At 48.0% G+C, this 13,477-nt stretch carries 11 protein-coding genes; 7 read left to right on the top strand and 4 right to left on the bottom strand.

Annotated elements, in window-relative coordinates; genetic code table 11:
* Positions 1-92: 92 nt before the first annotated feature.
* Complete coding sequence (locus V5J77_RS13950) at positions 93-1,079, bottom strand: YpdA family putative bacillithiol disulfide reductase (RefSeq protein ID WP_338551452.1); 987 nt, start codon at positions 1,077-1,079, stop codon at positions 93-95.
* Between the two features lie 142 nt (positions 1,080-1,221).
* On the opposite strand from V5J77_RS13950, the gene V5J77_RS13945 reads away from it, so the two are divergent.
* The gene (locus tag V5J77_RS13945; RefSeq protein ID WP_338551451.1) at positions 1,222-1,758 is read left to right on the top strand and encodes an ADP-heptose synthase; all 537 of its coding nucleotides are present in this window, start codon (positions 1,222-1,224) and stop codon (positions 1,756-1,758) included.
* 211 nt (positions 1,759-1,969) lie between these two features.
* Here V5J77_RS13945 and V5J77_RS13940 read toward each other — a convergent pair whose 3' ends face one another.
* On the bottom strand, positions 1,970-2,413 hold the full coding sequence (locus V5J77_RS13940) for an N-acetyltransferase (protein ID WP_338551450.1): 444 nt from the start codon (positions 2,411-2,413) through the stop codon (positions 1,970-1,972).
* 122 nt (positions 2,414-2,535) lie between these two features.
* On the bottom strand, positions 2,536-3,639 hold the full coding sequence (xerS, locus tag V5J77_RS13935) for a tyrosine recombinase XerS (protein WP_338551449.1): 1,104 nt from the start codon (positions 3,637-3,639) through the stop codon (positions 2,536-2,538).
* 240 nt (positions 3,640-3,879) lie between these two features.
* Here xerS and V5J77_RS13930 point away from each other — a divergent pair, with 240 nt between their 5' ends.
* The 3 genes from V5J77_RS13930 (at position 3,880) to V5J77_RS13920 (ending at position 6,216) form a co-directional block, all read left to right on the top strand.
* Positions 3,880-4,542: a cell wall hydrolase gene (locus V5J77_RS13930; protein WP_338551448.1), complete on the top strand. Its 663-nt coding sequence runs from the start codon at positions 3,880-3,882 to the stop codon at positions 4,540-4,542.
* 169 nt (positions 4,543-4,711) lie between these two features.
* A complete protein-coding gene (locus V5J77_RS13925) occupies positions 4,712-5,449 on the top strand; it encodes a GH25 family lysozyme (RefSeq protein WP_338551447.1) in 738 nt (245 codons plus the stop codon).
* A 311-nt stretch (positions 5,450-5,760) separates the two neighbouring features.
* Complete coding sequence (locus V5J77_RS13920; protein WP_338551446.1) at positions 5,761-6,216, top strand: DinB family protein; 456 nt, start codon at positions 5,761-5,763, stop codon at positions 6,214-6,216.
* 572 nt (positions 6,217-6,788) lie between these two features.
* Here V5J77_RS13920 and V5J77_RS13915 read toward each other — a convergent pair.
* Positions 6,789-7,511: a FadR/GntR family transcriptional regulator gene (locus V5J77_RS13915; RefSeq protein ID WP_338551445.1), complete on the bottom strand. Its 723-nt coding sequence runs from the start codon at positions 7,509-7,511 to the stop codon at positions 6,789-6,791.
* A gap of 157 nt (positions 7,512-7,668) precedes the next feature.
* On the opposite strand from V5J77_RS13915, the gene V5J77_RS13910 reads away from it, so the two are divergent.
* The 3 genes from V5J77_RS13910 (at position 7,669) to V5J77_RS13900 (ending at position 13,282) form a co-directional block, all read left to right on the top strand.
* A complete protein-coding gene (locus V5J77_RS13910; RefSeq protein WP_338551444.1) occupies positions 7,669-9,084 on the top strand; it encodes an FAD-linked oxidase C-terminal domain-containing protein in 1,416 nt (471 codons plus the stop codon).
* Between the two features lie 169 nt (positions 9,085-9,253).
* A complete protein-coding gene (locus V5J77_RS13905; RefSeq protein WP_338556783.1) occupies positions 9,254-10,528 on the top strand; it encodes a (Fe-S)-binding protein in 1,275 nt (424 codons plus the stop codon).
* A 78-nt stretch (positions 10,529-10,606) separates the two neighbouring features.
* On the top strand, positions 10,607-13,282 hold the full coding sequence (locus V5J77_RS13900) for a family 78 glycoside hydrolase catalytic domain (RefSeq protein WP_338551443.1): 2,676 nt from the start codon (positions 10,607-10,609) through the stop codon (positions 13,280-13,282).
* The last annotated feature ends 195 nt before the right edge of the window (positions 13,283-13,477 follow it).

Genomic DNA, 13,477 nt, shown 5'->3' with positions numbered 1-13,477 from the left:
ATAGAAAAGGCTGCCCATACTCAGAGGTTTAGCGCATCGCATTGCGCAAATTCTCGTTATGGGCAGCCTCAAGCTGTTGCCATCCATTGAGTTTAAGATTCGGCTGCGGTGCTCTGGGCGATATGCGCGGCAATTTTTCTACCGTGGAAGCGTCCGGTTTCGATGAAAATTTCATTCGCTTCATGACGCGATGCAACAACACCAGCAAGAAACAAATTTGCAACATTCGTCTCCATCGTCGCTTCGTCGAAAAACGGGTAACCTTCCTCAGCCATCACTACGCCTGTGTCCGTCAGGAAATCCCGATCTGGATGAAAGCCTGTTAGCGCAAGTACAAAATCATTGGCAATTGTATGCTTGCCCTCAGGGTCTTCAAGCGTGACGCTGCGATCATCAATGCTGATAACGCGAGAGCGAAAGCGCATCGCTATTTGCCCCTTAGCCACTTTGCTTTCAAAGCCGGGCCTCACCCAAGGCTTAATACTTGATGAATAATGCTCACCGCGATAAATGACGGTCACCTTCGCCCCAATCCGTTCAAGCTCAAGCGCTGCATCTATAGCAGAATTGCTGCCCCCAATAATCGCGACCTCCATTCCAGTATACGGATGGGCTTCGCGGAAAAAATGCGTCACCTTTTCAAGCTCTTCTCCCGGAATGCCCAAATAGTTAGGATGGTCAAAATAACCGGTCGCAATAATGACATAGCGGCTGAAATAGGTCAGCGGTTCACCAAAACGATTCGTGCTGGAGAGCGTAAAACGATCATTTTCACGAAGGACCCGCGTTACCGTCTCATAAGGATTAATTCGAAGCTGATGGCGCAGCGCCGCCGTGCGATAATAATTCATCGCTTCAAGCCGCGAAGGCTTGTCATTAGGCGTTGTGAAGGGAATATCGCCAATTTCAAGCAGCTCGGGCGTGCTGAAAAAATGCATATAGGTCGGGTACTGCGAGATGGAATGGACCAGATGGCTTTTTTCTATAATCAAGGGGCGAATACCGATGCGCTGCAGCTCAATGGCCGCGGCAAGTCCACATGGACCAGCTCCGATAATGATTGCTTCTTCTCTAATCATGCATGTACCTCCGATAATAATTTCCCCACCATTGTACTGCGGCTTGCGGAATGAATGCAAATTTGGCGAATGGCTATCTTGTACACCAGTTGGATTATTGTATAATAATGTGGAAACGTTGTTTTATAGAAGGAGGTCAATCATGCCGCGACGGTTTGTTATAGAAGCAGTAATGGTGGCAACTTACGGTCACCTTCTCGTCCCAAGCAGTGCCATTGATTATGTTGTTCCTTATTCATCCATTTTGGAGCTTTATGATATGAGAGACGGATCGGACCCCGTTATGGAGGACCCAGATGATGATGCTCATGTCAAAAATAAAATTGTCGAGCTGATTGCTTTTTTCGAAGATCCGCTCAATCGTAAAAAAATCGAACGCACGATGCAGGTGCCTTGGCGGGAAAGCTCGCCGCTGCTGCTGAATGAGCGCATACAGTTTACCATTGTACATGCTGTAGACAGTGCACAATACGGCGAGGCATTTGATCCGATAGAGACCGAACTGGTGTTGACCGCCTTGAAATTTAACTTGCCGCTGCTTTCCGACCAATTTGAATTTCAGGATAAGCTGATTCAAGCGGAGATCCCTGTACAAATTTACGACATTGAGGATTTTGAATTTGCGGTAGAAGAGGGGATTTCTGCTACAGATTTGGAGCTGTCCAAGGATTTCCAATAATATAAGTCTGCACAAGTTTCAATTTATAAGGGCTTTATATGTCAACGCAAAACGTTAGCCTGATCTTGCCGCCAAAGGGAGACGACAGCGTTTTACGCCTAACAGGCGCATGATTAAGAAGATAATAGCTCTCTTGCGTAAGCTGTCGGATAGCAGCTTTAGGCAAGAAAGCTATTTGTTTTGTAAACCTGTTGTCAGATGAAGATATGGTCTAAAAGAAATAACACATCAATTCTTCATCGAAGTATTCATCTTGTATTTTCAAGGCTTGCTTTTGGATGCCGTATGTCTTAAATTCTAAGGCTGTATACAGGTTTTTCGCAGCCTCATTAGTCGATGCCACGGTCAAATGAATTTGCTCAATACCTTTCATGCTTTTCGCCTTCTTAATCATTTGCAGCATTAAATTTTTGGCGTATCCGCGACCGCGCTTGTCACGAGCTACATATACGGAATAAATATGGGCTCTATGCTTCAATTTTATTTTGTTTTCCATGACTAAAGTTGCTATGCCATAAAGCTGGCTGTTTTCGAATACACCGAAGGTAAAGGAGTTTTTCGCTTGCAGCCTGCTGAGAAATGGTTCTAAAGGATATTCTTTTTCCTCTTCATAGCTCGAACTAAATGATTCAGGATGCATTTGTAAGGCTTCCAATCTAATCGTCCTGTATTGCTGGGCATCCTCTAGGCCAAGTACTCGAATGTGCATTATAACCTCCAAATTCTCTGTATTCTTCTCGTTAAAACCATTAAAGTCTGAGACGAAATAAAGTACCGCTAATTTTCTCGCAGCTTCTTAGTCGCCGTTTTTTCACGATCAATCGCTTCCGCCATCGTCTTATCGGTCAAATGGGCGTAAATTTGCGTCGTCTCTGGTGATGCATGTCCAAGCTGCTCCTGGGTTTTGTACAGATCATTGCGTAAATAATAGTCCGTTGCGAACGAATGCCGCAGCTTATGTACGGATAAAAAGGGCTTGCCGAATCGCTTCGCATATTTCATAACCATTGCCTGCACGGCCCGTTTTGTCATGCGCGAGCCTTCCTTTTTACCATTAGCAATGGCAAGGAACAGCGCTTTCTCGCGCTTCGGCGCTTTATAGTGCGTATCGCGCATTTGGAGGTACACCTGAAGGTCATCGACCGCCTCCTGGCGAAAATAAACCGGGGTTTTAAACGAATCGTCGTTTTTCCCTTTACGGTAAACATGCGCGAGCTTTTTTTTCATATCTATGTCGTCGACATTGAGATTGATCAGCTCGGAAACGCGCAGTCCGGAATGCAAAATAAAGCTGATGATGCACGTATCCCTTATTTTGTTCAGCTCATAGGAATACAGCGCCTGCTTGTTGCTGGCAAGATCGCTTTCGTAGCCGCTGGCGATATAAGCAAGAAACTCTCCAATTTCCTCCTCCTGAAGCAGCTTGCCCTCCAGCTTCGCCGCCGTATCCTTAGGTTTGCTTGTGCGCTTAATAGCGACCTTAGCCATGACATTACGCTTCAAGAGCGGGTAAAACTGCTCATCCTCGGCTATTTGGCTCAAATAATGAAACAGCGAGCGCAGCGAGGACAGCTTGCGAGTAATCGTCGTCTTACGATTATTATGGCTAGGATGAGTGGCGAGAAACATGCGGAAGCTGTCGATGCTATCCATGTGGAGCCGCTCCAGCTCAGCTAGCTGAACGTGTTTGATTACCGTCGCCTCTGAAAGCCCTTCTGCAATCAGCCAATTGAGAAAAAGCTCATAATCTCTTACATACTCAAGCAGCGACGAAGGAGAGAGGTCAGGCAGCTTATAATTAATAAACTTCTCAATGTACCAAGGCATGGATGGAACACGTTTATCCAGCTCCTGCCGATCCTTCACTTTAATAATGTTCATCCTTTATCACCTCTGCCGATCATCTAACCCTTATTATAGCAGTTCCCTAATAAAAACTCCCGTATAGCGTACTAGGCAGCTCTGAAGTCTTATCTAATCATTAGTAAATTCATGTAATTGTGCAAATACGGTTACTTTCAATTTAATACTATGTTAAACTCATACGAGTGTTGAAATATATAAATAATATATTTATAAAATAAGTTTTTACTTGTTTTAAATAGGAGGAAAATTAGAATTATGAAAAATAAACAAATACTAAGAAACTTCTTTGCATATATACTTGCAATTATTATGGTCGTCAGCCTGCCGCTTCAAATTGTAGGCGCTGCTGCCCCGGCGACTCTGAGCTATGGCAGTAAAGGGGGAGATGTCCCCGATGTACAGTATCGCTTAAAGGTTTTAGGGTATTTTATGAATAGCGAGGTTACAGACTTCTATGGCAAAATGACCGAGGATGCCGTGAAACGGTTTCAAAAGGATTACGGACTGCAAGCCGATGGCATTGCTGGCAAGCAAACCTGGAGCACGTTGAAAAAGGTATCCGTCAGCGAGCATGAGCTGAATTTGCTGGCGCGCATTATTTTTGCCGAATCGCGCGGCGAGCCATTTAAGGGACAGGTCGCAGTAGGCGCTGTTGTCATGAATCGGTTAGCGTCCTCGCAGTTCCCTGATACGCTTCAAGGCATTATCGAGCAGCCAGGTGCATTTACAGCAGTAGATGATGGACAATATCAGCTTAAGCCGGATAGTATAGCCTACAAGGCCGCAGTCGAAGCTGTTGCCGGGAACGACCCGACGTTTGGCGCGCTGTATTATTTTAACCCGAAGACGGCAACATCATCATGGATTTGGACGAGGAAACAAATCGTTCAAATCGGCAATCATATTTTTGCCATTTAAAAGCACCATAACCAGCACGCAGCAGCAAAAACTCGCTCGCTTTCTAAACACGGAAAGCGTGGCGAGTTTTTTGTAATTTTAAAATTTATAGGTGACAGACGTTTATTGTTGTAGGCTTTAATTTGTCCAATTGGTATAATATTTATAATGTTAGGGGAGGAGCGGGCAGATGAAGCGTAATAAAAAATGGAGAAATTTGATCATTGGCGGGCTGGCATTGCTAGTGCTGCTTGGCGTTTTAGAGTATAAAGGGATCATTTGGCATAATGCCATATTTGCGAATGCCTATGAAGTGAAAGGGCTCGATGTATCGCATTATCAAGGCGAAATAAACTGGCAGCAAATAAAGGCGACAGGGAAATATGAATTCATGTTTGTGAAGGCGACGGAGGGCAAGGATTATACCGATAAGAGGTTCGCAGCAAATTGGAAGGGAGCGAGGGAGCAGCGCTTTTTGACGGGAGCGTACCATTTCTTCACAACGATGAGTACGGGAGCAGAGCAGGCGGCCCATTTTATAAAAACAGTCCCTTATGAGCCGGATAGCCTACCCCCAGTCATTGATTTGGAAATTAGTCTGGACCATGACCAAGCTAAAATACATAAGGAACTGCAGGTGCTAGCGGACGGGATGGAGGCGGGGTATGGCAAAAAGCCTATATTGTATGTGACATACGATACCTATCATACTTATATAGAAAATGTACCCGCATTTGCCGCTTATGAAATTTGGATTCGCGACATCGTAAAACATCCGACACTTCAAGAGCGCGGCTGGCAGTTCTGGCAATATCATAACCGTGGTCATGTGACAGGTATTGACATGTACGTCGATATCAATGTGTTTAAAGGAAGCCGGGACGCTTTTATGAGGCAGTTTGCGGCTTCTAATTTCACGAATACGTGAATTCATAAGGAGCTGGTTGGCTATATTAAATTTGTTAGACTGATCAAGCTGCAGCCGCATATACCCAGCAGCCCCATTTGATGAAAGCTGAATCTAAGAAAGCGGGAGCAGCCCTCCCTGCATGAGCAAGAGCATCGCGGCACAAAACAGCAGGAAGGCTACAAAATTGTTGTTAAATAATCATAGCTATCTATCCTAGCCCATATTAATAATATCCAATCATTAAGAACATATGTTCTTTACAGGTTGGATCTCTTTAAAGTATAATAATTCCAGAATCCAAATTTTATATATGGTGGGGAGATAATCAAATGAGCTTGAATGCAATCATTAGTTATCAGGAAACAACTAAAGAGATAGCAATGTTAAAAGAAAAGGAAGAGTATAAAATGCTTGACCCTATTAAAGAAGGGAAATGGTCAATTAGAGAAATAATTGGACACCTGTACTATTGGGATAAATTTATTTTAGAACAACATATCCCTTTTATGGCGCAAGGAGCAAATCTAATTGCATTCCCTGATCATGACATTCACAACAATGAAGGGATTCAGTATATCAGTAGCTTCAAGAGCGTGGTTGCTTTAATTGATGAATTTGTATTTACACGAAGCCAACTAATTGAGGCTATTGATAGTATCAAAAACGATATACGATTCACTATTGGTTCTGGCAAACGACAATTTACTCTTGAAAGTTACATCCGTATATTTTCAGAGCATGATATTCATCATTTAGAGCAAATCAGGAATAAACTGTCACATTAATTGAGACCAAGCTCCAATATCGAGTTTCATTTCAAGAAATCGGAACTAAAAGTGATATTAATGTGTTGAATATGGTAAATAACCTTTTTTACATAGCCATCTCGTTCATCATTTATTCCACGTTTTGTAGCTTTGCCGCCTCCTTTTCTACCCTTTTCACTTTCCAAGACATAAGTTTCATCCATTTCTCAGCACTGTGAGTGCCAGAAAGTAGCGTTCCACTTATGTCGTTGAAACTTACTTTCCTACATACAATCCTTGCATAAGTATCGTTGACGCTCGCTGTAAGTACCGCTTAGCGTAACACGCAAGCTACCACAATGAAAACAAGCTAAACCGTTCCGCAAGCGTTAAGCATGAAAGTACATCCAAGGCAGCACGGAAGCTATACCTGCTGAAGCTGATGGGGGCGGCCTTTTATTGAGCTTCTGTGCCTTATCTAACAGGGTGCGGAGCAGCTCTTTAAATTTATTAACGATATTAAATTTTTCTTTTAACGTCGTTAATTAAGTCGTATGGCTCAACGTTTGCTGGAGTGACCTCCAACTGCCAATATGGGTAGGCTAGGTCAATTACACAAGCTTGTTCAGCAGCACGGACTCTACCTTGGATAGATGAGCCTCCATAAGCCGGGATGCGTCTGTAGGCTGCTGTGCAGCAATGGCATCATAGATTGCTTGGTGCTCGCCTTGCAATCGCTCCGCCGTTGAGCGTTCGGCATAAAACCATAGCGCCCGCGTATCCTTCATGCTTTCGTGGAGCTTAGTGGACAAGGCATCCATCATCTCCAGCAGCACAGGGTTATGCGTCGCCTTCGCAAGCTCCTGATGGAAGCGGATATCTGCCTGTTCGCTGAAGGCCTCATCGCCAAGGCGTTCAAACATGCTCTGCAAGATAGAGGCCAGAGCAGTCAAATCGGCTTCGGTCCGATTGCGTGCAGCCAGCGCAGCGCAGCCGGTTTCCAGCACCTTGCGCACCTCCAAAATATGGCGCAGCGTTTCCGCACGGTCCATCCATGCTTCGTCATAAAGAAAGCTTGGTACCGATGCGGTAGCAGGCTCCGGCGGAGCGGTAACATAAGTGCCGCTGCCTTGGCGAATATTCAGCCTGCCCATGGCGCGCAGCGCGCTTAATGCCTCACGAATCGTGGATTGTCCAACGCCATAAGAGGAGGCAAGATCGGCAACCGAGGAGAGCTTATCACCAGGGGCGAGCGAGCCTGCATCCATTTTTTGCTTAATATCATTCATGACCCACTCATAGCTTTTGAGCGGCCGGTTTGGGCTAATCTCCATATGAACTCCCTTCAAACAACGAATTAGCATGCTTCAAAATAACGCTTTCGCTTTTATCTATTTTAGTGTATACTTTTTTCAATTCAAAGTCATCAGATGACCTGATTAATTGATGGAGTAATAGGTGAAGCTTTATTTTATGGAAGGGGACATCAATATGCTGCAGGAAACAGTTCGCCAACAACTGCTCGCTATAGTGGGGAGCGATTTTTATAAAGATGATCCGCAGTCGCTTGTGACTCATTCTTATGATGGTACACCAATGCTGCAAGCGCTTCCAGATGGTGTTATCTACCCTGCGAGCACGGAGCAGGTGAGTGCGATTATGAAGGTGTTGAATACGCATCGCATTCCCGTCATTGGCCGCGGCTCAGGCACGAACTTATGCGGGGGGACTGTTCCCGTCGAGGGCGGAGTAGTGATGGTCATGCACCGGATGAATCGCATTTTGGAGGTTGATCTCGAAAATTTGGTTGCAATTGTTCAGCCCGGACTCATTACAAAATCTTTTATCGCCCATGTGGAGTCGCTCGGTTTATTTTACCCGCCCGATCCGAGCAGTATGGCAATTTCAACTATTGGCGGCAACATTGCGGAATGCTCTGGTGGGCTGCGCGGACTCAAGTACGGCACGACCAAAGATTATGTTCTCGGCCTGGAGGCCGTGCTGGCCAGCGGCGAAATTATTCGTACCGGCGGCAAGCTGATGAAGGATGTAGCGGGGTATGATTTGACCAAGCTGCTCGTCGGCTCGGAAGGGACGCTGGCGATTATTACCGAAGCGACGCTTAAGCTTGTGCCGCCGCCAAAGTACAAGAAGACAATGCTGGCTATGTATAAGGACTTGTATGGTGCAGCGCGAACCGTGTCCAAAATCATTGAGAGCCGCATTATTCCTTCAACGCTCGAATTTCTCGATAATGCAACGGTGCGGGTGGTCGACGACTTTGCCAAGCTTGGCTTGCCGCTCGATATGGAGGCGATTCTGCTCATCGAGCAGGACGGAGAAACGGAAATGGTAGAACGGGACATCGCAAGGATTGAAGAGATTTGCCGAAGCGAGCAGGCGCACAGCGTTAGCATCGCTGAAAGTCCAGAGGAAGCACTCAAGCTGCTGACAGCAAGGCGCAGTGCGTTTACCGCACTTGCACGCTTGCGGCCAACGACGATTCTTGAGGATGCGACGGTGCCCCGCTCCAAAATTGCCGAAATGGTGCTGGAAATTAATCGAATTGCCCGCAAGCATCAAGTGACGATCTGTACCTTCGGCCATGCGGGCGACGGCAATCTGCATCCTACAGCAACGACTGATGCCCGGGATAAGGAAGAAATTCACCGCGTTGAGGCGGCATTTGCGGAAATTTTTGAGGCAGCGATTCGGCTCGGCGGGACGATTACAGGCGAGCATGGCGTTGGCCTAGTGAAATCCCCTTATCTCGAATGGAAGGTCGGCTCCGCAGGCATTGAAGTGATGCAGGCCGTTAAACAGGCGTTCGATCCGCATCATTTACTCAATCCCGGCAAAATATTTGCCAAACAGTCGCGCAAGAGGGTGGTGCTTCAGCATGGTTAAAACGGAAGAAAGGCTGCCTGTTCAAATTACAGCAGCTACAGAAGCAGCCAAAGCCACAAACATAAATCGGCACGGAACTGAGCCAGCGTGCATTACGCCACGCTCGCAGCAGCTTCAGCTTGCTGGAAAGCTCAAGCTCCAGCTTGATGAGGATCAATTGACCAATTGCATGCGCTGCGGCTTCTGTCTACCTGCATGTCCAACGTTTCGTGAAACAGGTATTGAAGCGGAATCGCCACGCGGTCGCATTGCATTGATGAAAGCGGTTACCGACGGTTTGATGATGCCTGACCAGTCCTTTGAGGAGCAGATGAGCCATTGTCTTGGCTGCCGTGCCTGCGAGCCAGCATGTCCAGCAGATGTGAAATATGGCCAGCTCCTTGAACAGACGAGGGAGGCGATTGAAGCGCATACGGAAAGCCACAGGTGGTGGGTAAAGCCGCTGCGGCACGTAGTGTTCAAGCAGCTTTTCCCTCATCAGAAGCGGGTGCGGCTTCTCGGCGGAGCTATAAGGCTGTATCAGCAAGCCGGACTTCGGAAGCTGGCGCGCAGCGCTGGCGTTATGAAGCTGCTGCCGGTGCATTTGAGCGAGATGGAGCAGGTGCTGCCGGATGCCTCAAGCAAAGGCATTGTCCAAAAAATTGGCAGCCATCATCCGGCAAAAGGCACGAAAATAGCTAAAGTCGGCATGTTCCGCGGCTGTCTTATGGATATGCTGTTCACGGAAACGAATATCAAGACGGTGGAGCTGCTGACTGAAGCAGGCTTTGAGGTCGTCATACCGGATACGCAGGCTTGCTGTGGAGCGCTTCACGCGCATAGCGGGGAGATGAAGGATGCCCGGTCACTAGCGAGGAAGAACATTGCTGCTTTTCAGGCAGCTGGTGTGGACTATATCGTATCCAATGCGGGCGGCTGCGGCGCCAGCTTAACGGAATATGACCACTTGCTTCATGAGGATGAGCAGTGGAGGGAAGGCGCGTTGTGGCTAGCGAAGCGTGTGGTGGATATTAGTCATTTGCTTATCCGTTCCGGTAAGCTTGCAGCCGCCCAGCCGGAGGGCCAGCCGATTCGGATTACGTATCAGGATTCCTGTCATCTGCGCAATGTGATGCGCTCTGCTGATGCTCCCCGGAAGCTGCTGAGGGACGTAAGTGGAGCTGAGTTTGTAGAAATGTTTGAGGCTGACCGCTGCTGCGGCTCGGCAGGCACTTACAATATTGTCCAGCCAGAAATGGCGGGCGGGCTGCTAGCGCGCAAAATGGAGCATGCCAATGCGACAAAGGCGCATTATTTGCTTACGAGCAACCCAGGCTGCCTACTCCAAATGAAGCTTGGAGCAGCCAAGCATGGTGACGGTCAAATGCAGGTGCAGCATATTGTTGATTTTCTGCATGAGCGTTTGGTTCATAACAGCTCCGATAAGGTCAAGGAGCAAGCATAGGAGTAAGCAAAAGACATACAGAAGAGGCAAGCAAAAAGAAATATGTGAAGCGTTAATACTTTAGGGGGTTGAAATTTAATGTCATTAATCATTGAAGATTGCAAAACGGAATATATGACGAATCCGCTCGGTATTGAAGCGGCTAAGCCGCGCTTGTTCTGGAAGCTGCGCTCAGAGAAGCGTTCTGTTCGCCAAATAGCGTATCAGGTGCTGGTCGCTTCTTCAATAGAGCGGCTGGGCGCAGATGAGGGTGATCGCTGGGATAGTGGAAAAACGGAATCGGGCGATTCCATTCAGGTGGAATATGGCGGCCGTCCACTTGAGGCGGAGGCCGAATGTTTTTGGAAGGTGCGCGTCTGGGACAATTATGGGCGCGTATCGGAATGGAGTGAGCCAAGCTTCTGGACGGTAGGGCTGCTTCATAGGGCAGCGTACCGAGGTAAATGGATTGGCCGCAAGCATGATGAGGAAGCAGCAGGCAGACAGCCCTCGCCCCACTTGCGCAAGCCATTCACCTTGGGCGGCAAGGTGCGCCGCGCTATGGTCTATGCGACAGCGCTTGGCTTGTTCGAGCTATACGTTAACGGGCAGCGGGTAGGGGATTATTTTGCCCCAGGCTTTACGGACTATAATGTCCGCTCACAGGTGCAGGCTTATGATATTACGCCGCTGCTGCATGAAGGCGACAACGCCTTTGGCGTCATTATTGGAGAAGGCTGGTATGCGGGAACGGTTGGCTTTCTTGGCGACAAGGTGTACGGAGAGCGTCCGTTTTTTATGATGCAGGCTTATGTGGAATATGAGGATGGCACGAAGCAAAGTATCGCAACCGATCATACGTGGAAGGTAAGTAAAGGGCCTATTTTATATTCCGATTTTATTATGGGCGAAGCGTATGACGCGCGGCTTGAAATGATGGGCTGGTCGGAAGCAGGCTTTGATGACAGCCTGTGGGAGGAGCCGGATGTGCGCCCTGGCTATAACGGCATGCTTGTGGCGTCTAACGAACCGCCGATTAAGGTAATGAAGACGATTAGGCCAATTCGGATGGAGCGGACACCGAGCGGCAGCTATATTTTTGATATGGGACAAAATATGGTCGGCTGGACGGAGCTTCGTGTTAGCGGTGAACGCGGCACGACGGTCACGATCAGCCATGCGGAAATGCTGAGTCCTGATGGCTCGCTGTATTTGGAAAATTTGCGTGTTGCTGTTCAGCAAGAGCATTATACGCTTAATGGCGAAGGGCTGGAGCGCTATGAGCCACATTTCACATTCCATGGCTTTCGTTATGTAGAGCTGATTGGATATCCCGGCGAGCCTGATTTGGATACGATTACAGGCAAGGTTGTGTATTCCGACACGCCGGAGACAGGGCATTTGGAAACGTCGAATGCGATGATAAATCAGTTGTTTTCCAACATTACGTGGGGGCAGCGGGGCAACTTCTTGTCGGTGCCAACCGATTGCCCTCAGCGGGATGAGCGCCTTGGCTGGACGGGGGATGCGCAGATTTTTGCGCGTACAGCCTCGTACAATATGGATGTGGCAAGGTTTTTCAATAAATTTATGTGGGATATGGTTGATTGCCAGCAGCCATCGGGCGCTTTCACCGATGTGGCGCCGGATGCAGGCTGGATTCGCTATAAAAACTGGAGCACGCGCCTGAACTGGTATGCGCCAGATAATGCAGGCTGGGGCGATGCTGGCGTCATTATTCCTTGGACGCTGTATTTAATGTATGGCGATATACGGATTTTGGAAACGCATTATGAGGCAATGAGCAGATGGGTCGATTACTTGCTCGCGACGACCGAAGAGCTAGTAAGGCCAAACTATGCCAACTATGGCGACTGGCTGTCCATTGATGCCGATACGCCAAACGAGGTGCTGGCAACCGCTTATTTTGCCTATAGCACGAAGGTGCTGGGGTTAATTGCCGACGTGCTGGGCAAGGAGGAGGATGCTCGCCGATTGGAGCAGCTGTTTCAGGGCATTGCCGCAGCATTCCGCCTTGCTTTTGTAACGGAGGAGGGCCGCATACATGGGGAGACGCAAACGGTATATGTGCTTGCGCTGCAATTTGGTCTGCTTACAGAAGAGCTGCGATTAAAGGCGGTCCGCCATCTCGCAGCAGATATTGCCAATCGCGGGAACCGCTTGACGACGGGCTTCCTCGGCGTTGGGTATTTGCTGCCCGCGCTGTCCGATAACGGCCAGCTCGACGTAGCATATTCGCTGCTGTTGCAGGAAGCTTTTCCATCGTGGATGTATTCCATCAAGCATGGAGCGACGACCATTTGGGAGCGCTGGGATGGCTGGACGGAGGAGAAGGGCTTCCAGACGCCTCAGATGAATTCATTCAATCATTATTCGCTAGGCTCCGTTGGCGAGTGGATGTTCCGCTATATGGCAGGCATTGAAGCAGACAAGGGAGCACCTGCCTTCCGTCATGCGATTATCCGTCCTCAGCCGGGCGGCGGACTTGCTTATGTAAAATCCCATTTTTCTTCGTTATATGGAAAAATCGAAGTAGAGTGGCAAATGGATAAGTCCGGGGAGTTCCAGTTAAACGTAATCATTCCGGCTAATACAACGGCAACGCTATACATTCCTGGGACGGTCAAGGCAATTGATGGAGCAGCTAGTCTATCTGGCAGCGAGGATATTAAGGTGCTGGATGCCTTTGTCAGCCAAACGGTGCTGGAAATTGGCTCCGGCTGTTACCGCTTAATCAGTCAAGTTAATGACTAGTCAAGCCAGTCCTGCGGGGGATGAAAGCTTTCGGAAGAGCCCCGTTTTTCCGATCCATTATTACGTTTCATAATGAAAAGGAAACAGATTCTTTCGCCCAAAGCCGTTTCTTCTCCTAGAAGCGGCTCTGGGCTTTTTAAGCGTTAGTTTTTAGAGCTCCCTCTACTCAAGTAGGGAGTGACGAAACAGATTAAC

Origin of the sequence: Paenibacillus sp. KS-LC4, assembly GCF_036894955.1 — a bacterium.
GTDB lineage: Bacteria > Bacillota > Bacilli > Paenibacillales > Paenibacillaceae > Pristimantibacillus.
Note: the sequence above shows the minus strand (reverse complement) of the source record. Positions and strands in the feature narration are given on the sequence as shown.